At 68.9% G+C, this 24,444-nt stretch carries 29 protein-coding genes and 2 tRNA genes; 28 read left to right on the forward strand and 3 right to left on the reverse strand.

What is annotated here, in order from left to right; genetic code table 11:
- Positions 1 to 31: 31 nt before the first annotated feature.
- The 15 genes from ACFPIH_RS27430 to ACFPIH_RS27500 all read left to right on the forward strand — a co-directional run bounded on the left by ACFPIH_RS27430 (position 32) and on the right by ACFPIH_RS27500 (position 7,665).
- Positions 32 to 361, forward strand: a complete 330-nt coding sequence (locus tag ACFPIH_RS27430; RefSeq protein WP_381173131.1) for an SCO3933 family regulatory protein — start codon at positions 32 to 34, stop codon at positions 359 to 361.
- Position 362: 1 nt separating this feature from the next.
- On the forward strand, positions 363 to 1,703 hold the full coding sequence (locus ACFPIH_RS27435) for an FtsK/SpoIIIE domain-containing protein (RefSeq protein WP_381173128.1): 1,341 nt from the start codon (positions 363 to 365) through the stop codon (positions 1,701 to 1,703).
- Between the two features lie 5 nt (positions 1,704 to 1,708).
- Complete coding sequence (locus ACFPIH_RS27440) at positions 1,709 to 1,879, forward strand: hypothetical protein (RefSeq protein WP_381173125.1); 171 nt, start codon at positions 1,709 to 1,711, stop codon at positions 1,877 to 1,879.
- 76 nt (positions 1,880 to 1,955) lie between these two features.
- Positions 1,956 to 2,621, forward strand: a complete 666-nt coding sequence (locus ACFPIH_RS27445) for a DUF2637 domain-containing protein (protein ID WP_381173122.1) — start codon at positions 1,956 to 1,958, stop codon at positions 2,619 to 2,621.
- A gap of 18 nt (positions 2,622 to 2,639) precedes the next feature.
- Positions 2,640 to 2,819, forward strand: a complete 180-nt coding sequence (locus ACFPIH_RS27450; protein ID WP_381173119.1) for a hypothetical protein — start codon at positions 2,640 to 2,642, stop codon at positions 2,817 to 2,819.
- A gap of 5 nt (positions 2,820 to 2,824) precedes the next feature.
- Positions 2,825 to 3,013: a mobile element transfer protein gene (locus ACFPIH_RS27455; RefSeq protein ID WP_381173116.1), complete on the forward strand. Its 189-nt coding sequence runs from the start codon at positions 2,825 to 2,827 to the stop codon at positions 3,011 to 3,013.
- Positions 3,014 to 3,026: 13 nt separating this feature from the next.
- Complete coding sequence (locus ACFPIH_RS27460) at positions 3,027 to 3,182, forward strand: hypothetical protein (protein ID WP_381173113.1); 156 nt, start codon at positions 3,027 to 3,029, stop codon at positions 3,180 to 3,182.
- A gap of 14 nt (positions 3,183 to 3,196) precedes the next feature.
- Positions 3,197 to 3,508, forward strand: a complete 312-nt coding sequence (locus ACFPIH_RS27465; RefSeq protein WP_381173110.1) for a SpdD protein — start codon at positions 3,197 to 3,199, stop codon at positions 3,506 to 3,508.
- Position 3,509: 1 nt separating this feature from the next.
- Positions 3,510 to 3,746, forward strand: coding sequence for a hypothetical protein (locus ACFPIH_RS27470; protein WP_381173107.1), 237 nt, complete (start codon positions 3,510 to 3,512; stop codon positions 3,744 to 3,746).
- Between the two features lie 91 nt (positions 3,747 to 3,837).
- Positions 3,838 to 4,020 (forward strand): hypothetical protein, encoded by a 183-nt coding sequence (locus ACFPIH_RS27475; RefSeq protein WP_381173104.1) that lies wholly within the window; start codon positions 3,838 to 3,840, stop codon positions 4,018 to 4,020.
- Between the two features lie 5 nt (positions 4,021 to 4,025).
- Complete coding sequence (locus tag ACFPIH_RS27480; RefSeq protein ID WP_381173101.1) at positions 4,026 to 4,241, forward strand: hypothetical protein; 216 nt, start codon at positions 4,026 to 4,028, stop codon at positions 4,239 to 4,241.
- Positions 4,242 to 4,291: 50 nt separating this feature from the next.
- Positions 4,292 to 4,891, forward strand: a complete 600-nt coding sequence (locus ACFPIH_RS27485) for an SAM-dependent methyltransferase (RefSeq protein WP_381173363.1) — start codon at positions 4,292 to 4,294, stop codon at positions 4,889 to 4,891.
- Positions 4,888 to 6,279, forward strand: a complete 1,392-nt coding sequence (gene repSA / locus ACFPIH_RS27490; protein ID WP_381173098.1) for a replication initiator protein RepSA — start codon at positions 4,888 to 4,890, stop codon at positions 6,277 to 6,279. Before ACFPIH_RS27485 ends, repSA begins: the two co-directional genes overlap by 4 nt.
- Positions 6,272 to 6,496, forward strand: coding sequence for an excisionase family DNA-binding protein (locus ACFPIH_RS27495; protein WP_381173095.1), 225 nt, complete (start codon positions 6,272 to 6,274; stop codon positions 6,494 to 6,496). The genes repSA and ACFPIH_RS27495 overlap by 8 nt, the downstream gene beginning before the upstream one ends.
- Complete coding sequence (locus tag ACFPIH_RS27500) at positions 6,496 to 7,665, forward strand: tyrosine-type recombinase/integrase (protein WP_465270381.1); 1,170 nt, start codon at positions 6,496 to 6,498, stop codon at positions 7,663 to 7,665. Before ACFPIH_RS27495 ends, ACFPIH_RS27500 begins: the two co-directional genes overlap by 1 nt.
- 69 nt (positions 7,666 to 7,734) lie before the next feature.
- Here ACFPIH_RS27500 and ACFPIH_RS27505 read toward each other — a convergent pair.
- Positions 7,735 to 7,805, reverse strand: a tRNA-Gly gene (locus ACFPIH_RS27505).
- A 165-nt stretch (positions 7,806 to 7,970) separates the two neighbouring features.
- On the opposite strand from ACFPIH_RS27505, the gene ACFPIH_RS27510 reads away from it, so the two are divergent.
- The 5 genes from ACFPIH_RS27510 to clpX all read left to right on the forward strand — a co-directional run bounded on the left by ACFPIH_RS27510 (position 7,971) and on the right by clpX (position 13,440).
- Positions 7,971 to 8,047 (forward strand) — tRNA-Pro (locus ACFPIH_RS27510).
- Positions 8,048 to 8,260: 213 nt separating this feature from the next.
- Positions 8,261 to 9,646: a trigger factor gene (gene tig / locus ACFPIH_RS27515; protein WP_381173089.1), complete on the forward strand. Its 1,386-nt coding sequence runs from the start codon at positions 8,261 to 8,263 to the stop codon at positions 9,644 to 9,646.
- Positions 9,647 to 9,907: 261 nt separating this feature from the next.
- Complete coding sequence (locus ACFPIH_RS27520; RefSeq protein ID WP_381173361.1) at positions 9,908 to 10,513, forward strand: ATP-dependent Clp protease proteolytic subunit; 606 nt, start codon at positions 9,908 to 9,910, stop codon at positions 10,511 to 10,513.
- A gap of 775 nt (positions 10,514 to 11,288) precedes the next feature.
- On the forward strand, positions 11,289 to 11,969 hold the full coding sequence (locus ACFPIH_RS27525; protein ID WP_381173086.1) for an ATP-dependent Clp protease proteolytic subunit: 681 nt from the start codon (positions 11,289 to 11,291) through the stop codon (positions 11,967 to 11,969).
- A 181-nt stretch (positions 11,970 to 12,150) separates the two neighbouring features.
- Positions 12,151 to 13,440: an ATP-dependent Clp protease ATP-binding subunit ClpX gene (clpX, locus tag ACFPIH_RS27530; protein WP_381173083.1), complete on the forward strand. Its 1,290-nt coding sequence runs from the start codon at positions 12,151 to 12,153 to the stop codon at positions 13,438 to 13,440.
- Positions 13,441 to 14,044: 604 nt separating this feature from the next.
- Here the strand turns inward: clpX and ACFPIH_RS27535 are convergent.
- Positions 14,045 to 14,296: a hypothetical protein gene (locus tag ACFPIH_RS27535; RefSeq protein WP_381173080.1), complete on the reverse strand. Its 252-nt coding sequence runs from the start codon at positions 14,294 to 14,296 to the stop codon at positions 14,045 to 14,047.
- 199 nt (positions 14,297 to 14,495) lie between these two features.
- Positions 14,496 to 14,933, reverse strand: a complete 438-nt coding sequence (gene tnpA, locus ACFPIH_RS27540) for an IS200/IS605 family transposase (protein WP_381173077.1) — start codon at positions 14,931 to 14,933, stop codon at positions 14,496 to 14,498.
- A gap of 27 nt (positions 14,934 to 14,960) precedes the next feature.
- Between tnpA and ACFPIH_RS27545 the strand changes: the two genes are divergently transcribed.
- From ACFPIH_RS27545 to mreD, 8 genes are all read left to right on the forward strand, one after another.
- Positions 14,961 to 16,208, forward strand: a complete 1,248-nt coding sequence (locus ACFPIH_RS27545; RefSeq protein WP_381173074.1) for an RNA-guided endonuclease InsQ/TnpB family protein — start codon at positions 14,961 to 14,963, stop codon at positions 16,206 to 16,208.
- A 65-nt stretch (positions 16,209 to 16,273) separates the two neighbouring features.
- Positions 16,274 to 18,925: a valine--tRNA ligase gene (locus ACFPIH_RS27550; protein WP_381173071.1), complete on the forward strand. Its 2,652-nt coding sequence runs from the start codon at positions 16,274 to 16,276 to the stop codon at positions 18,923 to 18,925.
- Positions 18,926 to 19,014: 89 nt separating this feature from the next.
- The gene (gene folC, locus ACFPIH_RS27555) at positions 19,015 to 20,499 is read left to right on the forward strand and encodes a bifunctional tetrahydrofolate synthase/dihydrofolate synthase (protein WP_381173068.1); all 1,485 of its coding nucleotides are present in this window, start codon (positions 19,015 to 19,017) and stop codon (positions 20,497 to 20,499) included.
- A 5-nt stretch (positions 20,500 to 20,504) separates the two neighbouring features.
- Positions 20,505 to 20,870, forward strand: a complete 366-nt coding sequence (locus tag ACFPIH_RS27560) for a DUF4233 domain-containing protein (protein ID WP_381173065.1) — start codon at positions 20,505 to 20,507, stop codon at positions 20,868 to 20,870.
- A 79-nt stretch (positions 20,871 to 20,949) separates the two neighbouring features.
- On the forward strand, positions 20,950 to 21,363 hold the full coding sequence (gene ndk, locus ACFPIH_RS27565; protein WP_381173063.1) for a nucleoside-diphosphate kinase: 414 nt from the start codon (positions 20,950 to 20,952) through the stop codon (positions 21,361 to 21,363).
- A 240-nt stretch (positions 21,364 to 21,603) separates the two neighbouring features.
- Complete coding sequence (locus ACFPIH_RS27570; protein WP_020127820.1) at positions 21,604 to 22,623, forward strand: rod shape-determining protein; 1,020 nt, start codon at positions 21,604 to 21,606, stop codon at positions 22,621 to 22,623.
- A 150-nt stretch (positions 22,624 to 22,773) separates the two neighbouring features.
- Complete coding sequence (gene mreC / locus ACFPIH_RS27575; RefSeq protein ID WP_381173061.1) at positions 22,774 to 23,709, forward strand: rod shape-determining protein MreC; 936 nt, start codon at positions 22,774 to 22,776, stop codon at positions 23,707 to 23,709.
- A gap of 15 nt (positions 23,710 to 23,724) precedes the next feature.
- Positions 23,725 to 24,396 (forward strand): rod shape-determining protein MreD, encoded by a 672-nt coding sequence (gene mreD, locus ACFPIH_RS27580; protein ID WP_381173059.1) that lies wholly within the window; start codon positions 23,725 to 23,727, stop codon positions 24,394 to 24,396.
- The last annotated feature ends 48 nt before the right edge of the window (positions 24,397 to 24,444 follow it).

A 24,444-nucleotide genomic window follows, 5' to 3' on the forward strand; every position in this document is an offset into this window, starting at 1 on the left:
CGGGGCTCATCCCACAAGGGGAGACTCCATAATGCCGTCCTTCAAAATCGACGTTTCGACCGCTGTCGTGTTCGTGGCGACCGCGCCCGAGCCGAAGATGGCCAACAAGAAGACCGGTGAGCGGGCCGTGGACCGGGAGACCGGCGCCGGCCTGTCGACCGTGGGCCTGCTGGTCTCGGACGAGGGGGAGGGGAACCTCTACCAGGTCACCATCCCCGAGACGGGCTACCCCGAGGGTCTCGCCCCGGGCATGCCGGTCCGGGTGATCGGGCTCAAGGCCCGTGACTGGGAGAACACCTTCAACGGTGAGAAGCGTCACGGGATCTCGTTCCGCGCGGTCGCGATCACCTCGGCGGCCTGACATGACGGACCTGTCGGTGTGGCTCGAAGCCACGGGAGCCTTAGCGGGGGCCGGAGGTCTCGGCTACGCGAAGTACCGTGCGCCGCGTGTGTACTGGCCGCTGGTCGGTCTGCCGGTGACCTGGGGCCGGTTCTCCCTGTCGTACCGCTCAACGATGGACGTGTGCGGGCTGACGGTTCACCCGTCGGGACTGCGGGCGTTCATGACGCGCAACGTCGCCCGCCGTGAGGTGCAGCCGGTACCGCCGAAGGTGCGCAGGGTGCGGCCCACGTCGACCGGGCTGCGGGTGACCCTGCGGCTCCCGGCCGGCCTGGAGCCCGCCGACCTGGCCGCGTCCTCGGAGCGGCTGCGCCACGCCTGGGGCGTCCACTCGGTGACCGTGGTGGAGACGAAGCCCGGTTTCGTCGAACTGCGGATGACCGGTTACGACGTGCTGCGCCGGGTGCGGATGCCGCGTAAGGCCCGCCCCCATGGCATGGCCGTTCCGGTCGCGCTGCGGGAGGACGGGACCGCGTTCGAGCGGGATTACCGCAAAGCCCCCATGGCCCTGACCCTGGGCGCCAACCAGTCCGGTAAGTCGATGTACCTGCGCAGCCTGATCAAGGGGCTCGCTGAGCTGCCGGTCGGGCTGGTCGGGGTCGACTGCAAGCGCGGTGTGGAACAGTCCGCGTTCGCGCCCCGCCTCTCCGCCCTAGCCACCACCCCGGACCAAGCCGCCTCGCTGTTCGGCGTCCTGGTCGTCGAGATGGAAGAGCGCTTCGACCTGCTGAACCTCCACGGAGTCTCCGACCTGTGGGAACTCCCGGAAGACGTCCGGCCGGCGCCGCTGATCGTCCTGGTGGATGAGGTCTCCGAACTCTTCCTGATCTCCTCGCGCAAGGATGAGGAACGGCGCGAACGGCTGGTCACCTCGCTGATCCGGCTGGCACAGATGGCCCGCGCGGTCGGCATCTATCTGGAGATCTGCGGGCAGCGCTTCGGCTCCGACCTGGGCAAGGGCGCCACCATGCTCCGTGCCCAGCTCACCGGCCGTGTGGTGCACCGCGTCAACGACAAACAGACCGCCGAAATGGGCTTGGCCGACGTGGCTCCGGAAGCGGTCCACGTTGCGAGCCTGATCCCGATGGAACGCCCCGGTACGGCCGTTGCGGCGGACGCTTCGGGCGGCTGGTCGAAGATCCGCACCCCGGAGATCTCGAAGGCGGAAGTTGTCGTGGCCTGCCGGGAGTTCGCGCACCTGGTCCCGGATTTGCCGTTCCTGGACCCGTTCCGCCCGACCGTGCCCGTCGAGGCGTCGGCGGACGGTCCGGTGCTGGTCAAGCCCCGTCCGGTCACGGAGTGATCGCCGTGGCCACGCGACGAAAGCCCGCCGTGACGGAGCCCGCCAAGTGCCCGGTGTGCAAGGGCTCCGGGGAGGTCTCCCGGACCGTGCACGTCGGCCGTAAGGGCCGTGTCGCCGGTGAACAGACCGGCCTGTGCCTGAACTGCCTCGGCAGTGGCGAAGCCCCCTCGACCTGATCCCGCCGGACCCGGGCGGCGCCCTTCTCGGTTCCGCCCGCCCGGCCCGACTCCCCTTCGAAGGGAGGTGCCGCTCATGTCCCGTTCGATCCGCCCGGACGCGGTCCTGATCCAAGCCGTGATCGCCGGCGCGCTGTCCTTCGCTCACCTGCACGACCTGGCCGAAGCCGCTGGACAGTCCGGCTGGAAAGCCTGGGCCTATCCGATCTCGGTGGACCTGCTGTTGGTCGCCGCGTGGCGTCGGCTGCGTACGGCCCGCCGGGACCGGTCTGCCTGGACCTGGTTCGTGATCGCGCTGACTGCCTCGCTCGGGGCGAACATCGCGACCGCCGGACTCCTCGACCTCGACCAGGTGCCCGACTGGCTGCGGATCCTCGTCGCCGGCTGGCCCGCCCTGGCCTTCCTCGGCGGAACCCTGCTGGTCCATACCCCCGACGCCCCGCCCGTCCCCGCACAGCCTGTGGATGACGGACCGGCGGCGCCGGAAGTCGAGATGCACCGCACCGACGACGAACCCACCCCCGCCCCGCCCGCGAGCGTGCCGGAACTCGCGCCCGCCCCGCCGCTGCCCGCCGCCAGTGCCGCGACGGTTCCGGCCGCGCTCCTCGACCACGCCCGCAAGCTCGCCGACGCCCACCAGGCCGCTACCGGCACCCCGATGCCTGCTGACGTCCTGGCCGCACGGCTCGGCCTGCCCGCCCCGACAACCGCCGCGATCGCGGCACAACTCCAACTCACCTGAAAGGAAAGGAAGTTCACTATGCGTCCGTCCATCGAATCCGCGCTGAAGCGGTCGGCGGAACTGACCCGGAACAACCGGCTCGTGGAAGCCGTCGCCGTGGCCGAAGCCGCGATCAACCGGGCCTACGACGACGAAGGCCCCGAGATCCGCCAGTGGCTGACCGACCACACCGACGACTTCGTCGGCCGGGAGGACTGACCCCGATGGCCGTTCACCGCCGCTTCCGTGACCGCATCCGTATCGGCCCCGTCGAGGTCGCCACCTACTACGACGGGCGCGGGCGGGACATGCACACCGCTGCCTGCACCGCCCCCGGCTGCGGCTTCTCGGCCGACTACCGCGACCGGGCCGCCGCCGAACTCGCCGCCCGCGCCCACCGCTGCAAGGCATAGGAGACCACTCGTCATGGACGTCCCGCTCTGGCTCGCCGTGGTCGTCGTCGGCTACCTCGGCATCAAGCTCGCCCGCCCGCCGTGGTGGCTGGTGGCCCTGCTCCTGCTGGGCGGCTACCTCGTCGCCGGCAGCGTCCTCGCCCCCGCCCTCGCCACCGTCCTCAAGTAGAAGGGAACCGCCTCGTGTTCACCCCGAAGTACCCGCCCCGCGACACCGCACCTCCGGCCGCGATCCCCGCCCCGACGGTCTACACCCCGGTACCGGTCCAGGCGTCGGCCCCGGCGCCGGTCCCGGCCGTCCCGGTCTCCAACCGGCCCACCGTGCAGCTCACCCCGGGCAGCGCGCTCGCCCTGGCCGCCGGCGGTGGCGCCGTGGTCCTCGTCGTCGGCGCGGTCCTGGTCTCCATGCTCCTGGCCGTCGCCATCACCGCCATGTCCGTGGCCGTGTGCGCGGTCGTCCTGCGCTCGCTCCTCAGCCAGGAAAGGAACCGCTGACATGGGCCTGTTCAGCCGTAAGAGCAGCACCCCGGAGCCCGCTCGTGACGAGCGCATGGCCGAACTGGGCCGGGACTACGCGATCGCCCGCCGGCACCGCGACACCCGGGCCATGAACCGGATCATGCGGGAGATCGGCACAGACAAGGACGTGACCGACCTGAACGACTTCCGCGCCGGTCAGGAGTCCTACGACTCCATCCCGCCCATCCCGCGCAACCGCAATCGCCGCAAGTAACGCCCGTCCGGGGCGGCCTCAACCGCCAAGTATCCGCCGCCCCGGACGGCTCACCTTCCTGATCCAACGGACCCGAAAGGGAAGCCTCATCATGCCTCAGCACGCCCGGATCACGCCCGTCTGCCGCGACTGCGCCGGCTTCGCCTCGGCCATGGTCACCAGCGGTGCCCGCCACCTCGACGGCACCCGCGCCACCCTCCGCGTCACCTGCCCGACCTGCAAGGGAACCGGCCACACGACCCCCGCGCCCGCCATGGCGCACACGGGGCGGTGAGCGGCATGGCCCCCAAACTCCCCGCCTACCTCTACCCGACCGAGAGTTCTCCCGGCCTGCGGGTGCGTGGCGGCACCCAGTACACCAGCTCTCAGGGTGACTACGTCTGCGGTGGCTGCGGCGCGGAAGACCACGCCAACGGTGACAACGCCGTGAAGGCCCTGGTCGACGACTACACCGACAACCACGGCCCCGCTCACCGCAACGGGGGCAACCGGTGACGGCCAAGCCCCGGGTCCTGGACCTGTTCTGCTGCCAGGGCGGCGCCGCGATGGGCTACCACCGCGCCGGGTTCGACGTGACCGGTGTCGACGTGGCTCCGCAGCCCCGGTATCCGTTCCGCTTCATCCAGGCGGACGCGGTCGGCTTCATCCGCGAGCACGGTGCGGAGTTCGACTTCATCCACGCCTCCCCGCCCTGCCAGTACTACACGCAGTGCCAGCGCATCCAGGGCCGCGAGCACCCCGCCCTGATCGCCCCGACCCGCGCGGCCCTCGAAGACACCGGGCGCCCCTGGGTGATCGAAAACGTGGATGACGCAGCCCCCGAGTTGCGCGACCCGGTGACCCTGTGTGCGGCCGTGTTCGGGATGCGCACCTACCGCCACCGGCTGTTCGAGACCGGCGGAGGCTTCACCTTCACCCCGCCCCGCCACCTGCCCCACCTCGCGCCCCTGACCAAGATGGGCCGCCCCCGCACCGCCGGGACCTTCGCGCACTACGTCGGCAACTTCTCTGGCGTCCAGGAAGCCCGCGACGACATGGGCGTGGCGTGGATGAACCGCGACGGCATCCGCGAGTGCATCCCGCCCGCCTACGCCCAGTGGATCGGCACCCGCGTGTACGCCTCCCTGCTGGAGGTTGCTGCGTGACCGACACCGCCACCATGGCGGGCCTGGACCCGGCCACCCTCACCGACGTGCTGAGGCTGGCCGGGTCCACCGGCTTCGACCGCATCCAAGACCAGATCCGCCGTACCGGCGGCTGCTCCGACCCGGTCCACCTCCAGGGCGCCACCGTCACCCGTGACCGGGCGACCGGACACGTCCTGCACGCGTACGACACCGACAACGAGCCGGGCGGCAGGCTGCGCATCGCGTGCGGCAACCGCCGTGCCTCGCGCTGCCCGTCCTGCGCCTGGACCTACGCCGGCGACACCTACCACCTCATCCGCGCCGGCCTCGTGGGCGATCCCGCCAAGGGCACCCCGCACACGGTCCGGGATCACCCCCGGGTCTTCGCGACGCTGACGGCCCCATCGTTCGGCCCGGTCCACAACCGGCCCGGCAATCGGCCCTGCCGCTGCGCCACCCGCCACGACGAGGATGCGCCTGAACTCGGTACCCCGCTCGACCCGGACATGTACGACTATGCGGGCGCGGTGCTGTGGAACAACCACGCTTCCGACCTGTGGCGGTACTTCACGATCTACCTGCGCCGTGAGATCGCCCGCCGCGTCGGCCTCACGCAGAAGGAAGCACACGCACAGTCCCGCGTCGCCTTCGGCAAGGTCGCCGAATACCAGAAGCGCGGGGCCGTCCACTTCCACGCCGTGATCCGCTTCGACGGACCGGACGGACCGGATTCCACGCCCCCGGCCTGGGCGACCCTCGAACTCCTCACCGAGGCGATCCAAGCCGCCGCTGCCCGCGTTGCGGTCGACGTCGGTCCGGTTGGTGACCAGCCCGCCCGAACCCTGCGCTGGGGCACCCAGCTCGACGTACAGGCCATCGGCGCCTTCGGCCACGGCGAAGAGATCACCGAACAGGCCGTGGCCTCCTACGTCGCCAAGTACGCCACCAAGGCCGCCGAGACAACCGGCACCGTTGACCGCCGCATTGGCAACAAGGAAGCCCTGGTCCTGCTCGACGTCCCCGAGCACCCCAGCCGGCTCATCTCCGCTTGCCTCGACCTGCACGCCCTCTACCCGGACCGCAAGCTCCGCGACTGGGCTCACATGCTCGGCTTCCGCGGCCACTTCTCCACCAAATCCCGCCGCTACTCCACCACCCTCGGCGCCCTCCGCCAGACCCGAGCCGACTACCGCGCGCAGCAGCAACGCGAAGCCCTCGGCCTGCCCGACCCCGACGTCCCGGAGGCAACCACGCTCACCCTCGCCCACTGGACCTACGCCGGCCACGGCCACACCCCCGGCGAATCCTGGCTCGCCGCCAACATCCGCCGCGATATCGAACTCAACCGCGAAACCGCACGCGAAGAACTGCTCAACGACGACTGGGGAGGGCACGACGATGACTGATCGCTTGCTGTCGGTGGCGGAAGTCGCCGAACGGCTCGGTACCTGGGAGGAGAGCGGGGAGCGTTTCCCGCGTCGCCTGGTGGAAGAGCGCCGGATCGCCTACGTCAAGGTCGGTCGATACGTCCGCATCCGGGAGAGCGTCATAGAGGCGTACATCGCGGCCAACACCGTGCAGCCCCGCCGCCGTGGCTCCGGCCTCCGGGGGGTGGCTGCCTGATGGCTGGCAAGCGTCGACAGTTCGGCCGTGTCCGCAAGCTCCCGTCCGGCCGCTACCAGGCCCGCTACGTCGGCCCTGACGGACTCCTCCGGCCCGCCCCGGACACCTTCGCCACCAAGAGGGACGCCGACGACTGGTTGGCCGACAAGCAGACCGAGATGCGGCGCGGCGACTGGCACGACCCGGACGCCGGAAAGGTGCCGTTCGGCGAGTATGCCGCCGCGTGGATCCGGGAGCGTGAGCTGACCACCACCACACGGCAGCTCTACGGGTCGCTCCTTCGGCACCACCTTGAACCCACCTTCGGAGCGGCCACCCTCGCCGAGATCTCGCCCCCGCTCGTCCGTCGTTGGCGCGCTGACAAGCTCGCTGGCGGTACGGGCCCGACCACCGTCGCGAAGGCGTACGCCCTGCTGCGCGGGGTCATGGGTACGGCCGTCAGCGACCTGCTGATCCGGCGCAACCCGTGCACGATCAAAGGGGCCAGCACCGTGCACACCCCGGAACGGCCGACCGCGACCGTCCAAGAGGTGTACGACCTGGCTGACGCGATCCAGCCGCGCTACCGGGCGCTCGTGCTCATGGCCGGCTTCCTCGGGCTGCGCTGGGGCGAACTGGTCGGGCTGCACCGCCGTGACGTCGACCTCGACCATGGGGCCGTCCGTGTTCGGCGAGCCGTCGCCGAACTGAACAACGGGCAGAGGGAGATCAAGGCACCCAAGAGCGCGGCCGGCAAGCGAACCGTGGCCATTCCGGCCGCGATCATCCCGGATGTTCGCGTGCACCTAGACCTGTACGCCGAACGTGGTGCCGATGGTCGGGTGTTCGTCGGAGCCAAAGGGGCCACCCCGCGCCGCAACCACTTCAACCGGCTGTGGCGCAAGGCGTGTTCGGACGCAGGGATCAAGGGTCTGCACTTTCATGATCTCCGCCACACGGGCAATACCCTCGCCGCGTCGACCGGGGCCAGCACACGCGAGCTGATGGCGCGCATGGGTCACAGCTCCGCCCGCGCCGCGCTGATCTATCAACACGCCAGTGCCGACCGTGATCGGCTGATCGCCGATGCCGTGAGCGGACTCGTCAACAAGGGGCGGAAGAAAGCTCGGAAGGCCAAGAAAAAGCAAGATCGAAAGCCCAAGGGGCACGAGGGGGACACGCCGGGCTGATCGGAGTCCCCGGAAACAATCAGGGCCAGGCGGAGGAAAGATCCTCTGACCTGGCCCTGATTCGTGAAGAGCGGGCGACGGGAATCGAACCCGCGTAGCTAGTTTGGAAGACTAGTGCTCTACCATTGAGCTACGCCCGCACAGCACGCGCCGCAGGTCAGGCGACTGCGGCACTTCAGGCATCGTAGCGGGTCCGTGGCCCCGCCCGCACACCTCTTCCCCGAGTGCGCCGCCGCGCGCCCCTCCGCTCGGCAAAAGCGGCGGTCAGAGCCGCTGCGGGCATGTACCCTACGTGTCGCACCAGACGGGGTGTGGCGCAGCTTGGTAGCGCGTCCGCTTTGGGAGCGGAAGGCCGTGGGTTCAAATCCCGCCACCCCGACCACTTGCCCGGTTCACCTGCCCGGTCGCCCCCTCGATCGCGGCGGGCACCTGGCCGGCGATCGTCTTTTGGGTGGCTCAGCGGCTACGGCTACTATGCAAGCTGCGCGCCCGTGTGTCCTGGCCCACCTGGCCTACGAATCCTCCCGGGCGCTGAATCGCCGGATCTGTCAGGCCCCGGCGAACCCGAAGAAGTCAGCCACAAGGAGACCGAACCGTGAAGAGCGCCGTGGAGACCCTGAACCCGACCCGGGTTCGGCTCACTGTCGAGGTGCCCTTCGAGGAGCTCAAGGACAGCCTCGACGCGGCGTACAAGAAGATCAACCAGCAGGTCACGGTGAAGGGCTTCCGCAAGGGCAAGATCCCCGCCCGGGTCATCGACCAGCGGTTCGGCCGCGGTGCGGTCCTGGAGGAGGCGGTCAACGACGCGCTTCCGAAGTTCTACACCGAGGCGGTCAACACCGCCGAGATCGATGTCCTCGGTCAGCCGGAGGTCGACATCACGGAGCTGAAGGACGGCGAGACGCTGAACTTCACCGCCGAGGTCGACGTCCGCCCCGCCCTGGAGCTCCCCGAGGACTTCTCCTCCATCGAGGTCGAGGTCGACGCGGTCGAGGTGACCGAGGACGACATCGAGAAGTCCGTCGAGCAGCTCCGTGAGCGCTTCGCCTCCACCTCCCCGGTCGAGCGTGCCGCCGAGGACGGCGACGTCGTGACCGTCGACCTCGAGGCCAAGGTCGACGGCGAGATCCTGGAGGACGGCGTCGCCAGCGGCGTCTCCTACACCATCGGCTCCGGCGAGCTCCTCGAGGGCATCGACGACGCCGTGAAGGGCCTGGAGGCCGGTGGCGAGGCCACCTTCACCTCCGAGCTCAAGGGCGGCTCGGCGGCCGGTAAGGAGGCCGAGGTCACCGTCAAGGTCAGCCAGGTCGCCGCCCGCGAACTGCCCGAGCTGGACGACGAGTTCGCGCAGCTCGCCTCCGAGTTCGACACGCTGGAGGAGCTGCGGGCGGACAGCCGCAAGCGCCTCGAGAACATGAAGCAGTACGACCAGGCCACGCAGGCCCAGGAGCGCGTCCTGGAGAAGCTGCTGGAGCTCGTCGAGGTGCCCGTCCCCGAGAAGCTGCTCGAGGACGAGATCAACACCCGCAAGCACAACCTGGAGCACCACCAGCTCGGCCAGATGGGTCTCGACCTCGACAAGTACCTGGAGATCCAGGGCAAGACCGCCGAGGAGTTCGACACCGAGACCCGTGAGGCCGCGGTCAAGGGCATCAAGACCCAGTTCGTCCTCGACGAGCTGGTCAAGCGCGAGAAGCTGAACGTGAACCAGGAGGAGCTCACCGAGCACCTCATGCGCCGCGCCGCCTCCTCCGGCATGTCCCCCGACCAGTTCGCCCAGGCGGTCGTCGAGGGCGGCCAGGTTCCGCTCCTGGTCGGCGAGGTCGCCCGCGGCAAGGCCCTGGCCACGGTCGTCGAGTCCGCCACGGTCAAGGACACCAACGGCGAGGTCGTCGATCTGGACGAGGACGAGGACGAGACCGAGGCGGAGACCGCCGAGGCCGCGTCCGAGGCCGAGGCCGAGGGGAAGACCGAGGCCTGAGCCTCGCGTCACATCCGAGTTCGAATCCGACGGGCCCCGGAACCATGCGTTCCGGGGCCCGTCGGCCTATCCGCTCCTCATTCGTACGGCTACACGCCGCTACGCCCCCGGCGAACACCCCACTCTCCGGGATTCCCCGGCGGGACCGGCGCGTTAGGGTCCATGAATACGAGGGGCAGAGGAGTCCCCGAGCCCCCGGCAGTACACGTGAGACGGCCCGGCGCCGTCGTAAGACGAGCAGGTGGATACGTGACGAATCTGATGCCCTCCGCCGCCGGCGAGCCTTCCATCGGTGGCCTCGGCGACCAGGTCTACAACCGGCTGCTCGGCGAGCGGATCATCTTCCTCGGCCAGGCGGTCGACGACGACATCGCGAACAAGATCACCGCACAGTTGCTGCTCCTTGCCGCCGACCCCGACAAGGACATCTACCTCTACATCAACAGCCCCGGCGGCTCGATCACGGCCGGTATGGCGATCTACGACACCATGCAGTTCATCAAGAACGACGTGGTGACCATCGCCATGGGCCTCGCGGCCTCGATGGGCCAGTTCCTGCTCAGCGCGGGCACCCCCGGCAAGCGCTTCGCGCTGCCGAACGCCGAGATCCTGATCCACCAGCCCTCGGCCGGCCTGGCCGGCTCGGCCTCGGACATCAAGATCCACGCCGAGCGGCTGCTGCACACCAAGAAGCGCATGGCGGAGCTCACCTCGCAGCACACCGGCCAGACGGTCGAGCAGGTCACCCGTGACTCGGACCGCGACCGCTGGTTCGACGCCTTCGAGGCCAAGGAGTACGGCCTCATCGACGACGTCATCCCGACGGCCGCCGGTATGCCGGGCGGCGGCGGGACCGGGGCGGCGTAAGGCCACGGACGACGGACCACCGGCCGGACCGTGCGGTGCCCCGGGGTCCCGGGAGCGGCGAGGGTCTGTGATCCCAAGGGCTTCCGAGATCCCATGGAGTCCAGGGACCCACGGGCCCGTCCCGGAGCCACCGGCGAGTCCTGGATCCACCGGCGGAGCCCCTCAGGGCCCACCGGCGAGTCCCGGACCTGCCGGCGGAGCCTCAGGACCCCCGACAAGCCCCGGGCCTGTCGGCGGACTCCCAGGAGCCACGGGGAGCCTCACGGCCCCCGGGCCACCGGGAGTCTCTGGGTCCACGGGCCTCCGGGAGTCCCACGGCCCCCGGGCCACCGGGAGTCTCTGGGTCCACGGGCCTCCGGGAGTCCCACGGCCCCCGGGCCACCGGGAGTCCCTGGGTCCACCGGCCTCCGGGAGTCCCACGGTCACCCGAGAGCCCCGCGGCCCCGCGAGGTCCCGGCCCTGCCGGTCCCCGTAGGCCCCGTAAGGGCCTCCACCGGCCCTTGCAGGGTCTAGGAGGCCCCACAGGCCCCCGCGGGCCGTCAGGGCCACCGGGAGCCTCACGGGGCGACCGGGGCCCTCACAGGGGCCAAGGGATCCGGGAGTCCCCGCAGAGCCGTACGGGCCCCGCAGGGACTCGGAGAACCGCGCAGGGCCCCACGGCCCCGCGAGGTGACCGAAGCCCCGCAGGGCTCGGCAAGGCCCCGCTGTCCGTCGTCGTCAGAGTCCGCCCGCCCTTCCAGCCCACCGCCCCACCTCCCTCTTTCCAGGAGACACCGTGAACGACTTCCCCGGCAGCGGCCTCTACGCCCGCACGGAGGCCGAGTACACCGGCCCCCGCGCCGAGTCCCGCTACGTCATCCCCCGCTTCGTCGAGCGCACCTCCCAGGGCGTCCGCGAGTACGACCCGTACGCGAAGCTCTTCGAGGAGCGCGTGATCTTCCTCGGCGTGCAGATCGACGACGCCTCCGCCAACGACGTCATGGCGCAGCTGCTGTGCCTGGAGTCGATGGACCCCGACCGGGACATCTCGGTCTACATCAACAGCCCCGGCGGCAGCTTCACCGCGCTGACGGCGATCTACGACACCATGCAGTTCGTCAATCCCGACGTCCAGACGGTCTGCATGGGCCAGGCGGCCTCCGCCGCCGCGATCCTGCTGGCGGCCGGCACGCCGGGCAAGCGCATGGCGCTGCCCAACGCGCGTGTGCTGATCCACCAGCCGTACAGTGAGACCGGCCGGGGCCAGGTCTCCGACCTGGAGATCGCGGCCAACGAGATCCTCCGGATGCGTGGGCAGCTGGAGGACATGCTGGCCAAGCACTCCACCACGCCGATCGAGAAGATCCGCGAGGACATCGAGCGCGACAAGATCCTCACGGCCGAGGACGCGCTGGCGTACGGCCTGATCGACCAGATCATTTCCACCCGGAAGTTGAACAACAACTCCCTGCGTTGACGCGCAGGGCACTCTCGTCCGTACCCCTTGGCACGGTGTGGCACGGTCCACGTGGAAGTGAACCGTGCCAAGGGGGGCCCGAACGAGGGGCCCGGCAAGGTACCGTCGGACATAAGGCAGCACCAGGAGCCGCTGGATTCGAAAGCGTCCAGGCGTCTCCCAGGCGAAGGGGAAGCACACCGTGGCACGCATCGGTGACGGCGGCGATCTGCTCAAGTGCTCGTTCTGCGGCAAGAGCCAGAAGCAGGTCAAGAAGCTCATCGCAGGGCCCGGTGTGTACATCTGCGACGAGTGCATCGACCTCTGCAACGAGATCATCGAGGAGGAACTCGCCGAGACGAGCGAGGTGCGCTGGGAGGAACTGCCCAAGCCCCGCGAGATCTACGAGTTCCTGGAGGGGTACGTCGTCGGCCAGGAGGCCGCGAAGAAGGCGCTCTCCGTCGCGGTGTACAACCACTACAAGCGCGTCCAGGCGGGTGAGAACGGCGGCGGCCAAAGCCGCGAGGACGCCATCGAGTTGGCGAAGTCCAACATCCTCCTGCTCGGCCCCACGGGCTCGGGCAAGACGCTCCTCGCCCAGACCCTCGCGCGCATGCTGAACGTCCCGTTCGCCATCGCCGACGCCACGGCGCTCACCGAGGCGGGCTATGTGGGCGAGGACGTGGAGAACATCCTCCTCAAGCTGATCCAGGCCGCCGACTACGACGTCAAGAAGGCCGAGACCGGGATCATCTACATCGACGAGATCGACAAGGTCGCGAGGAAGAGTGAAAACCCCTCCATCACGCGCGACGTGTCGGGCGAGGGTGTCCAGCAGGCCCTGCTGAAGATCCTCGAAGGCACCACGGCCTCCGTCCCGCCGCAGGGCGGTCGCAAACACCCGCACCAGGAGTTCATCCAGATCGACACGACGAACGTCCTGTTCATCGTGGGCGGTGCCTTCGCGGGTCTGGAGAAGCTGATCGAGTCCCGGGCCGGCGCCAAGGGCATCGGCTTCGGCGCGACGATCCGCTCCAAGCGGGACCTGGAGACCAAGGACCAGTTCGAGGACGTCATGCCCGAGGACCTGGTCAAGTTCGGCATGATCCCGGAGTTCATCGGCCGCCTCCCGGTCATCACGAGCGTCCACAACCTGGACCGTGAAGCGCTCCTCCAGATCCTGGTCGAGCCGCGCAACGCGCTCGTGAAGCAGTACCAGCGCCTCTTCGAACTCGACGGCGTGGAGCTGGACTTCGAGCGCGAGGCCCTGGAGGCCATCGCCGACCAGGCCATCCTCCGCCAGACCGGCGCGCGCGGCCTGCGCGCCATCATGGAGGAGGTCCTGATGTCGGTGATGTACGAGGTCCCGTCCCGCAAGGACGTGGCCCGCGTCGTCATCACCGCGGACGTCGTCCACTCCAACGTCAACCCGACCCTCATCCCCCGCGAGGCGCGGGGCGGTCGCGGCCCGGGTGAGCAGAAGACGGCGTAGGCGCAGGCGGTCAGAGAGGATGAAGAAGGGGGCACCCGGTGAGTCCGGGTGCCCCCTTCGACTGTCGCTCGCCTATGACATCGTCAGCTACTGAATCACAGGTAGCGAACGCACGTCCCAACCACCCACTTCGGGGGCACCGTCAATGTGGTCGAGATGCGTATCCAGTTGGTAGAGCGGATGCCACAAGCTGTATAAGAGGTTCCACTCCCTGTGCCGCCGTAGATGCAGACGATGCTGCCCTGCGTACGGGTTCCGACTGACGGCGCCGCACTGTCCGGTGCCACTCGTACGTTCACGGTCTCAAGAATCCTGCCTTGTACGCACCCCGATGCCTCCGCCGGTGATGCCGTCAAGCTGACCATGCCAGCCGCAGCGACTGCGGTCGCCACGAATGCGGCCACGTGCTTACGCATATTTATCCCCCACATGTTCGATTGTCGTGGTCATGTCGACGATATCATGGGCCAAGGGGGGCGCCTTCGGTGAGAGGATTGATGCTGGTGTCGGACACGGTGCCTGCCTGCCAGTGCAGTTGCCCCGGTCCGCAACAGTGAAGTGCCGGTCGCCGATCGGCTGGGCCTCAGTCCGATTGCAGGAGGTGCTAAGCCTGGACTTGGACTTCCTTGCGGAACCGCGTGGTCAGTTCGCCAACGCCCGAGATTTCGCGTTCTTGCCAATGGTTCGTGTTGGTCATCCGATGTGCATGATGACGACGCCGCCCAGCATGCTGCGGGGCCCGGCTGCACACCAGCATGTGAATCTCGCTGGGGCCGGTCGACATGCTGGACGAGTCGCTCTCCTTGGCCTTGATCTCCTGGCGCTTGAGCACCGCACCGTCGAGACCGCTCGACATGTAGGCCTTCGGGTCTCCGATGATCGCGCGTTTGTTGGCCTCTTCTACTCGTTGACAACCCCTTGGCGTTGTCGATTTCGCCCTGTACGCCCATTGAGTTGATCGTGTAGATGGGCAGTGCATTCCCGAGCCGAGGAGACCCGGCCGTTACCGGGGATCCTGCAGAAAGCCCCGGCGTTGCCGTCAGAGACGGAAGCGTCTAACGGCTGTCGTACAGGCTCAGAGCGGGCGTTTTCTGTTGTTCGATGTACTGGCGGACGATCGCCAACGGTGGTCCGCCGCAGGATGCCGAGAAGTACGAGGGCGACCACAGTGGCCTTTGCGGGATGGCATGGTTGGTGTGGCCGGCGAATTCCTGGCGTATCCGGCGGGCGGAGACGCCTTTGAGGCTGTTGACCAGTTTGGAGACGGCGACCTTGGGCGGGTAGTGGATCAGTAGGTGGACGTGATCGCGTTCGCCGTTGAAGTCCTTCAGCTCTGCCTCGAAGTCCTCGCACACCTTGCGCATGATCTCTTCGCAGCGTGCCAGCATCTCGTCGTTGAAGACTCCACGCCGGTGCTTGGTCACGAAGACCAAGTGCACATGCATGGAGGAAACAACATGTCTGCCTCGCCTATGGTCGTTCTGTCCATCCATGAGACCAATCGTAGTAGCATCTTGGTTGTGCAGCTCCGCTACAACTACCGGGCATACCCGGATGCCACCCAGCGCCGGGCGCTGGCCCGGGCATTCGGGTGCGCTCGCGTGGTGTGGAACGACTGCCTGCGCGACCGTAGAGAAGCGCACGCAGCGGGACTGCCGTATGTGAAGTCGGCGGAGTTGTCCCGGCTTCGCATCACCCAGGCCAAGTGCACCGAAGAACGCGCCTGGCTCGCCGACGTATCGGCAGTCGTCCTGCAACAGTCGCTCCGGGACCTTGACACCGCCTACAAGAATTTCTTCGACTCGACGAGGGGCAAGCGGCAGGGCCGGAAGGTCGGGCCGCCCCGGTACAAGTCGAAGAAAGACACCCGGCAGTCGGTCCGCTTCAACACCAACGCGTTCTCCCTCCAGGAGAATGGCACGGTGTACGTGGCCAAGGTCGGCAACCTCAAGGTGAAGTGGTCCCGCCGGCTTCCGGCCGCGCCCACGTCCCTCACCGTCACCAAGGATTCCTCCGGCCGGTACTTCCTCAGCTTCGTCGTGGACACCAGGCCGGACATCCTTCCGGAGGTGGAGGCGGAGTCCGGGATCGACCTCGGCTTGTCGGCCTTCGCGATCATGTCCGACGGCCGGAAGATCGACAGCCCCCGCTTTCTGCGCCGGGCGGAGAAAAAACTCAAGCGCCTTCAGCGGGAGCTGTCCCGCAAGGCCAAGGGATCGAAGAACCGGGCCAAGGCCCGCGTCAAGGTCGCACGCCATCACGCCAAGGTGGCGGACCGGCGCCGGGACTTCCACCACAAGGCATCCACACAGATCATTCGCGACAACCAAGCGGTGTACGTGGAAGACCTCGCGGTGTCCGGCCTGGGCCGCACCCGGCTCGCCAAATCCGTGCACGACGCGGGATGGTCCGCGTTCGTCGCGATGCTGGAGTACAAGGCGGTCAAGCACGGCCGCACCTTCGCCAAGGTGGACCGTGCTTTCCCGTCCTCCCAGATCTGCTCGGCCTGCGGATTCCGGGACGGCCCCAAGCCCCTGCATGTCCGGGAGTGGACGTGCGGCGCGTGCGGCACCGTGCACGACCGCGACCACAACGCAGCCCGTAACGTTCTCTTCGAAGGACGACGTGTCGTCGCCGCCGGACGGGTGGAGACGCTAAACGCCTCGTGGAGCGCCGGTAAGACCAGGACGAAAGTCCCGGCACAGCGCGTTGAAGCAGGAACACACCGAGACGGCCAGAGGGCCGTGGCAGGAATCCCTGGCCTTTAGGCTGGGGAGACGTCAAAGAGGAAACACGTTTCGGGACGCCCCCGTGACACCCCTAAACTGGCCCCGTGACCGAGAACGCTCAGCAGCAGCCCACAGCGCCCCACACCGAACTGCCGACCCAGTACGCGCCGGCCGAGGTAGAGGGGACGCTGTACGAGCGCTGGGTAGAACGGGGTTACTTCGCCGCCGACGCGAAGAGCGACAAGCCCGCGTACACCATCGTCATCCCGCCGCCGAACGTCACCGGCTCCCTGCACCTGGGCCACGCCTTCCAGCACACCCTCATGGACGCGCTGACCCGCCGTAAGCGCATGCAGGGCTACGAGTCGCTGTGGCTGCCCGGCATGGACCACGCCGGCATCGCCACCCAGAACAAGGTCGAGCAGCAGCTCGCCGAGGAGGGCAAGTCCCGCCACGACCTGGGCCGCGAGGAGTTCGTCCAGCGCGTCTGGCAGTGGAAGGAGGAGTACGGCGGCAGGATCCTCGGCCAGATGCGCCGCCTCGGCGACGGCGTCGACTGGAGCCGCGAGCGGTTCACCATGGACGAGGGCCTCTCCCAGGCCGTCCAGACCATCTTCAAGCGGCTCTACGACGACGAGCTGATCTACCGCGCCGAACGCATCATCAACTGGTGTCCGCGCTGCCTCACGGCGATCTCGGACATCGAGGTCGAGTACCAGGAGGACGACGGCGAGCTCGTCTCCATCACGTACGGCGAGGGGGAGGAGACGCTGGTCGTCGCCACCACCCGCGCCGAGACGATGCTCGGTGACACCGCCGTCGCCGTCCACCCCGACGACGAGCGCTACCGGCACCTCGTCGGCAAGCGGATCAAGCTGCCGCTGACCGACCGCACCATCCCCGTCGTCGCGGACACCCACGTCGACCCGGAGTTCGGGACCGGCGCCGTCAAGGTCACCCCGGCCCACGACCCCAACGACTTCGCTATCGGCCAGCGCCACGGCCTGGAGTCGATCACCGTCATGGACGAGCGGGCGGTCATCACGGTCCACGGCCCCTTCCAGGGACTCGACCGGTTCGAGGCGCGTTCCGCGATCGTCGCGGCGCTGCGCTCGCAGGGCCGGATCGTCGCCGAGAAGCGGCCGTACACCCACTCCGTCGGCCACTGCTCGCGCTGCAGCACCACGGTCGAGCCGCGCCTGTCCATGCAGTGGTGGGTCAAGGTCGGCCCGCTCGCCAAGGCCGCCGGTGACGCGGTCCGCGACGGGCGCGTCAGGATCCACCCCGAGGACATGTCGAAGCGGTACTTCGACTGGGTCGACAACCTCAACGACTGGTGCATCTCACGGCAGTTGTGGTGGGGCCACCGCATCCCCGTCTGGTACGGCCCCGACGGCGAGATCGTCTGCGTCGGCCCCGACGAGGAGCCGCCCACCGGCGAGGGATGGCGTCAGGACACCGACGTCCTCGACACCTGGTTCTCCTCCGGCCTCTGGCCGTTCTCCACCCTCGGCTGGCCCGAACAGACCGCGGACCTGCGGAAGTTCTACCCGACCGACGTCCTGCTGACCGGCCACGACATCATCTTCTTCTGGGTCGCCAGGATGATGATGTTCGGCCTCTACGCGATGGACGGCGAGGTCCCGTTCCGGACCATCACGCTGACCGGTCTCGTCCGCGACGAGCGCGGCAAGAAGATGTCGAAGTCCTTCGGCAACGTCGTCGACCCGCTCGACTGGATGGACAGGTACGGCTCCGACGCCGTCCGCTTCACCCTCGCCAAGGGCGCCAACCCCGGTACGGACGTGCCGATCGGCGAGGACTGGGTCCAGGCCTCCCGGAACTTCGCCAACAAGATCTGGAACGCCACCCGCTTCGCGCTGATGAACGGCGCGACGGTCGAGGGCCCGCTCCCGGACCCGTCCGAGATGTCGGCGACGGACCGCTGGATCCTCTCCCGCCTCAACGAGACGGTCGCCGAAGTCGACGCCTTCTACGACGACTTCCAGTTCGCCAAGCTCGCCGACGCCCTCTACCACTTCGCGTGGGACGAGGTCTTCGACTGGTACGTCGAACTGTCCAAGACCACCTTCCAGGCGGGCGGCGGACCGGCGAAGGTCTCCGGCCGCGTCCTGGGCGAGGTCCTCGACGTCACCCTCAAGCTGCTGCACCCGGTGGTCCCGTTCGTCACCGAGACCCTCTGGACCACGCTGACCGGCGGCGAGTCGGTCGTCGTCGCCGACTGGCCGAAGGCTGTGTCCGTTCCTGGGGCTGACGCCCCGGGGGGCTTCCACGACGCCGCCGCCGAGCGTGAGATCGGAACCCTCCAGTCGGTCATCACCGAGGTCCGCCGCTTCCGCGCCGACCAGGGACTCCAGCCCGGCCAGCGCGTCCCGGCCCGGCTGACCCTCGACGGCACGGCGCTGGCGCCCCACGAGGCCGCCATCCGCCAGCTCCTGCGCCTCCAGCCGGAGGGCGACGACTTCTCCGCGACGGCGACCCTCCCGGTCGCCGGCGCCACGGTCGCCCTCGACCTCTCCGGCACGATCGACGTGGCGGCGGAGCGCAAGCGCCTCGCGAAGGACCTGGCGGCGGCGCAGAAGGAGCGCCAGCAGGCGGAGGCCAAGCTCGGCAACGAGGCGTTCCTGGCCAAGGCCCCGGACCAGGTGGTCGACAAGATCCGCGCGCGGCTGGCGAAGGCGGACGAGGACACCGCCCGCATCCAGGCCCAGCTGGACCGCCTGCCCGAGGCGTAAGGGTCCGAACGCGGGCTAGGGCCCCCGGTGCTTCCGAGTACCGGGGGCCTTCGCCTACGTCTGTCGGTCCCGCTCCGTAGACTGGCCCCGTGAGCGAAATCGACCCCTTCGACGAGATCGTCGCCAACGAGACCGACCGCGACCCCGATCTCGCCGTGATCGAGGCAGGCAGCCGCACCCTCCGCACCCAGGGCGGTGCGCCGAGCACGGACGTGCCGGCCCGGCCCGAGGACCCCGAGGTCGACAAGGCCCTGCGCGAGGTCGAGGCGGAACTGGCCACCCGGTGGGGCGAGACCAAACTGGAGCCGTCCGTCAGCCGTATCGCCGCGCTGATGGACGTGCTGGGCGAGCCGCAGCGGACGTACCCCTCGATCCACATCACGGGCACGAACGGCAAGACCTCCACGGCCCGCATGATCGAGGCCCTGCTCAGCGCCTTCGACCTGCGCACCGGCCGCTACACGTCCCCCCACGTGCAGTCGGTCACCGAGCGGATCAGCCTGGACGGCGCACCGATCTCCGCCGAGCGGTTCATCGAGACGTACCAGGACATCAAGCCGTACGTCGAGATGATCGACGGACAGCAGGAGTTCCGGCTGTCCTTCTTCGAGGTGCTCACGGGGATGGCGTACGCGGCCTTCGCGGACGCGCCCGTCGACGTCGCCGTCGTGGAAGTGGGGATGGGCGGCACCTGGGACGCCACCAACGTCATCGACGGTGACGTCGCCGTCGTCACGCCCATCGACCTCGACCACACCGACCGGCTGGGGGAGACACCGGGCGCGATCGCGGGGGAGAAGAGCGGGATCATCAAGCAGGACGCGACGGTGATCCTCGCCCAGCAGCCGGTCGACGCGGCGCAGGTGCTGCTGAAGAAGGCCGTCGAGGTGGACGCCACCGTGGCCCGCGAGGGCCTGGAGTTCGGGGTCGTCGCCCGTCAGGTGGCCGTCGGCGGACAGCAGGTGACCCTGCGCGGCCTCGGCGGCGAGTACGACGAGGTGTACCTCCCGCTGCACGGCGCCCACCAGGCGCACAACGCGGCCGTCGCGCTCGCCGCCGTCGAGGCGTTCTTCGGCGTCGGCGCGCAGCGGGCCCAGCCGCTCTCGATGGACACGGTCCGCAAGGCGTTCGCTGCCGTGTCCTCGCCGGGCCGCCTGGAGGTCGTACGGCGCTCGCCGACCGTCGTGCTCGACGCCGCCCACAACCCGGCCGGCGCGCGGGTGATCGCGGAGGCCGTCGGCGAGGCGTTCGACTTCAGCCGGCTCATCGGGGTGGTCGGGGCGAGCGGCGACAAGAACGTGCGCGGGCTGCTCGAGGCCTTCGAGCCGATCTTCATGGAGGTCGTCGTCACCCAGAATTCCAGCCACCGCGCCATGGACGCCGACGAACTGGCCGCGATCGCCGTCGAGGTGTTCGGTGAGGACCGCGTCCAGGTCGAGCCGCGCCTTCCCGACGCCCTGGAAGCGGCCATCACGCTGGCCGAGGAGGACGGCGAGTTCGCGGGCGGCGGTGTGCTGGTCACCGGTTCCGTCATCACCGTCGGCGAGGCCCGACTGCTTCTGGGGAGGCGCTGACACCCGTGCGTACGCTCTGTGCTTCGACCCTGATCGGCGAGTTCTTCGTGATCGGCTTCGCCGGGCTGGTCGCCATGAAGGACCCCGATCTGTCCATGTCCACGGTGTGGACGGTCAGCGGCATCGCGATGTTCCTGTGTCTCGCGCTGTGCGGTGTGGTGACCCGGCCGGGCGGAGTCGCCCTGGGCTGGGCCCTCCAGGCCGCCCTGGTCGCCTCCGGGTTCGTCGTGCCGTCGATGTTCTTCCTGGGCCTGCTCTTCGCCGCCCTGTGGTGGGCCTCGGTGCACTACGGAAAGAAGATCGACGAGGCGAAGGCGAGATTCGCCGCGCAGGCCGTGGAGTCCGGCTCCTCTACACCTGACGCTGCGTAACAGGGACCGCGACACGCCCTGTAATCTCGGGCACTATCGGCACACTCCCCGCACAACCCCTGATCCATAGGAGTCCTTCGTGAGCCAGCGCACCCTCGTTCTGCTCAAGCCCGACGCGGTCCGTCGCGGCCTGACCGGCGAGATCATCAGCCGTATCGAGCGCAAGGCGGGCTGGCGGATCACCGCGCTGGAGCTGCGCACCCTGGACCAGGACACGCTGGAGCAGCACTACGGCGAGCACAAGGGGAAGCCGTTCTACGAGCCGTTGGTGGAGTTCATGGCCTCCGGCCCGGCGGTCGCGCTGATCGTCGAGGGCGAGCGGGTGATCGAGGGTGTGCGCGCGCTGGCCGGCCCGACCGACCCGATCGCCGCCGCGCCCGGCTCCGTCCGGGGCGACTACGGTGTGATCGTCCGCGAGAACCTGATCCACGCCTCCGACTCCGAGGAGTCCGCCGAGCGCGAGATCAAGATCTTCTTCCCCGGTCACGCGTAGTCACCCGGGCCATGGGCCCGAGTTGTCTCAACCGGGCGTTCGAGGGAACGTGATTCCCCGAACGCCCGTCTCCAGAAGCGAACCCTCACAGCATCTGCTGACAATGGCCAGGACCCTTCCGCAGTGTCCGAGAAGGCGCGTCTACGATGGAAGCCTTCACGTCACAGCACCCACCGCGCCGACCTGAGAAGCCGTCATAAGCTCAAAGGGAAGGCCAGTCGAATCCTGATGGGGAACTCAATGTCGTTCATCGGCCGTGACATGGCTGTCGACCTCGGGACCGCCAACACGCTGGTGTACGTCAGGGGTCGCGGGATCGTACTCAACGAGCCGTCCGTCGTCGCGATCAACACCAACACCGGTGGCATCCTCGCGGTCGGCGCCGAAGCGAAGAAGATGATCGGGCGGACCCCCGGCAACATCGTTGCCGTCCGGCCGCTGAAGGACGGCGTGATCGCCGACTTCGAGATCACCGAGCGGATGCTCCGCTACTTCATCCTGAAGATCCACAAGCGGCGGTATCTGGCTCGTCCGCGGGTCGTCGTCTGTGTGCCCTCGGGCATCACGGGCGTCGAGCGCCGCGCCGTCATCGAGGCGTCGACCCAGGCCGGCGCCCGTCAGGTGCACATCATCGAGGAGCCCATGGCCGCGGCCATCGGCTCCGGCCTGCCGGTCCACGAGGCCACGGGCAACATGGTGGTGGACATCGGCGGCGGCACGACGGAGGTCGCGGTCATCTCGCTCGGCGGCATCGTCACCGCCCAGTCCATCCGCGTCGCGGGCGACGAACTGGACAACGCGATCATCCAGCACATCAAGAAGGAGTACAGCCTCCTCCTGGGTGAGCGGACGGCCGAGCAGATCAAGATCACGATCGGTTCCGCGTATGACCTCGACGACGACCAGCACACCGAAATCCGTGGCCGGGACCTCGTCTCCGGGCTGCCCAAGACCGTTGTCATCTCGGCCGCCGAGGTTCGCAAGGCGATCGAGGAGCCGGTCAACGCGATCGTCGACGCCGTGAAGACCACCCTCGACAAGTGTCCGCCGGAGCTGTCCGGCGACATCATGGACCGCGGAATCGTTCTGACCGGCGGCGGCGCGCTGCTGCGCGGTCTGGACGAGAGGCTGCGCCGGGAGACCGGTATGCCCATCCACATCGCCGAGGACCCGCTGGACAGCGTGGCGCTCGGCTCCGGCAAGTGTGTCGAGGAGTTCGAGGCGCTCCAGCAGGTCCTGGACGCCGCGCCCCGCAGATGACGTAACGCTTCGATTCCGCCGTACGGGATGATCCCTTCTCGTGCGGCGGATCGTTGATATTCAGGCATAAGCTCCGACAAAGCGCCCTTGGCCTTCCTGGCCCGGGGCTACCCCATTTCTTTTTCTCAGGGAAGGGCACGGCCGCCGCACGTGAGGGACACACGAGAGAGCCGGCTGCTCCTGGTGCTGCTGATCGCCGTCGCGTTCGCGCTGATCACGGTGGACATCCGCGGCGGCGAGGACTCCCCGGTCGACGGTGCCCGGCAGGCCGCGGCCGCGGTCTTCGGTCCGATCGAGGACGGGCTGTCGTCGGCGGTGGATCCCGTCGGCGACGCCGTCTCCGCCGTACGCGACTCGGGTGAGCGCCACGACCGGCTCGCCGCGCTGGAGAAGCAGAACGCGGCCCTCAAGGCGAAGCTCGGCAGTGACGACCGCAACCGCAGCCGGCTCGCCCAGCTCGACAAGATGCTGAGGATCGCCGGCGAGGGCCAGTACGGCATCAAGGGCGCGGAGGTCATCGCGATAGGAGCGGCCCAGGGCTTCTCCTGGACCATCACGATCGACGTCGGCGCGAACGACGGCGTGAAGCGCGACATGACCGTCCTCAACGGGGACGGGCTGGTCGGGCGGGTGACCACGGTCGGCCCGAACACCGCGACCGTGCTGCTCGCCAACGACCCCGACTTCACCGTCGGCACCCGGATGGAGGGCAACGACGAACTCGGCTTCGCCTCCGGGCAGGGCGACCAGCCGCTGCGCGTCGAACTCCTCAACGGCAAGGCGGACGTGAAGAAGGGCGACCGGCTGATCACCTTCGGCTCGCAGGCCGACAAGCCGTTCGTGCCGGGCGTCCCGGTCGGTGTGGTCTCCCGCGTCGACCCCTCCGGCGGCGACCTCACCCGCACCCTCTACGTCACGCCGTATGTCAGCTTCACCAAGCTCGACATCGTCGGGGTGGTCGTCGAGGCCCCGAAGAAGGACCCGCGCGACACCGTGCTCCCGGCCAAGCCCAAGCCGGTCCCGACCCCGACGGTCACCGTCACGGTGACCCCGAACGCCGACGGCCAGCAGCAAGAGCAGCAGTAGGAGCTGACAACCCCCATGCGCGTCAACCGGATCCTGCTCTCCGTCCCGCTGGTCGTGGTCGCCCTGGTGATCCAGGTGAGCGTCCTCGCCCGCCTCCATCTCCCGGGCGCCGTCCCCGACCTGCTCCTGCTCACCGTCCTGGGCCTCGCCATGGTCTACGGCCATGTCGGCGGCGCCCTCATCGGCTTCGGCGCCGGTCTGCTCGCCGACCTCGCCCCGCCCGCCGACCACGCGGCCGGCCGCTACGCCCTCGTGCTGTGCGTGATCGGCTACCTCGCCGGGCTGGTCAAACCCGAGACCGGGCAGATCAAGTCGGCCACCGGGCCGATGACCGTCGTGGTCGGCGCCGCGATCGGCTCCACCCTGCTGTACGCGGGCGTGGGCGCCCTCGTCGGCGACACCGCCGCCCGCCATGTCGGCCTGACCGGGCTGCTGTTCTCGGCCGCCCTGTACGACCTGCTGCTCGCGCCGTTCGTCGTCCCCGGGGTGATGTTCCTGGCCCGGCGCGCCGAGAACGACCCGCTCGGGGAGACCGGTTCCGGGTCCAAGTCCTCGGACATCTCCTCCGGCTGGCTGTCCGCCGGGACGGGCCTCAGGATCGGCGGCCAGCGCGGCGGCCTCAAGCTGAGGGCGGCGAAGTCGAGGGCGACCAGGGCGGGCCGCATCAAGGGGGTCAAGCGGCTGTGAGGGCACTGCCGTTGGACCTGTCACCGGGCTTCACAGGTTCGTCCGATA

It is taken from the genome of Streptomyces vulcanius (assembly GCF_042653945.1).
Lineage (GTDB): Bacteria > Actinomycetota > Actinomycetes > Streptomycetales > Streptomycetaceae > Streptomyces > Streptomyces mangrovi.

Coding starts and splice junctions, on each gene's coding strand:
- ACFPIH_RS27430 (WP_381173131.1), top strand. CDS start 32: ATGCCGTCCTTCAAAATCGACGTTTCGACCGCTGTCGTGTTCGTGGCG.
- ACFPIH_RS27435 (WP_381173128.1), top strand. CDS start 363: ATGACGGACCTGTCGGTGTGGCTCGAAGCCACGGGAGCCTTAGCGGGG.
- ACFPIH_RS27445 (WP_381173122.1), top strand. CDS start 1,956: ATGTCCCGTTCGATCCGCCCGGACGCGGTCCTGATCCAAGCCGTGATC.
- ACFPIH_RS27450 (WP_381173119.1), top strand. CDS start 2,640: ATGCGTCCGTCCATCGAATCCGCGCTGAAGCGGTCGGCGGAACTGACC.
- ACFPIH_RS27455 (WP_381173116.1), top strand. CDS start 2,825: ATGGCCGTTCACCGCCGCTTCCGTGACCGCATCCGTATCGGCCCCGTC.
- ACFPIH_RS27460 (WP_381173113.1), top strand. CDS start 3,027: ATGGACGTCCCGCTCTGGCTCGCCGTGGTCGTCGTCGGCTACCTCGGC.
- ACFPIH_RS27470 (WP_381173107.1), top strand. CDS start 3,510: ATGGGCCTGTTCAGCCGTAAGAGCAGCACCCCGGAGCCCGCTCGTGAC.
- ACFPIH_RS27475 (WP_381173104.1), top strand. CDS start 3,838: ATGCCTCAGCACGCCCGGATCACGCCCGTCTGCCGCGACTGCGCCGGC.
- ACFPIH_RS27480 (WP_381173101.1), top strand. CDS start 4,026: ATGGCCCCCAAACTCCCCGCCTACCTCTACCCGACCGAGAGTTCTCCC.
- ACFPIH_RS27485 (WP_381173363.1), top strand. CDS start 4,292: ATGGGCTACCACCGCGCCGGGTTCGACGTGACCGGTGTCGACGTGGCT.
- ACFPIH_RS27495 (WP_381173095.1), top strand. CDS start 6,272: ATGACTGATCGCTTGCTGTCGGTGGCGGAAGTCGCCGAACGGCTCGGT.
- ACFPIH_RS27500 (WP_465270381.1), top strand. CDS start 6,496: ATGGCTGGCAAGCGTCGACAGTTCGGCCGTGTCCGCAAGCTCCCGTCC.
- ACFPIH_RS27520 (WP_381173361.1), top strand. CDS start 9,908: ATGCCCTCCGCCGCCGGCGAGCCTTCCATCGGTGGCCTCGGCGACCAG.
- ACFPIH_RS27535 (WP_381173080.1), bottom strand. CDS start 14,296: ATGTCGAGCGGTCTCGACGGTGCGGTGCTCAAGCGCCAGGAGATCAAG.
- tnpA (WP_381173077.1), bottom strand. CDS start 14,933: ATGGATGGACAGAACGACCATAGGCGAGGCAGACATGTTGTTTCCTCC.
- ACFPIH_RS27570 (WP_020127820.1), top strand. CDS start 21,604: ATGTCGTTCATCGGCCGTGACATGGCTGTCGACCTCGGGACCGCCAAC.
- mreD (WP_381173059.1), top strand. CDS start 23,725: ATGCGCGTCAACCGGATCCTGCTCTCCGTCCCGCTGGTCGTGGTCGCC.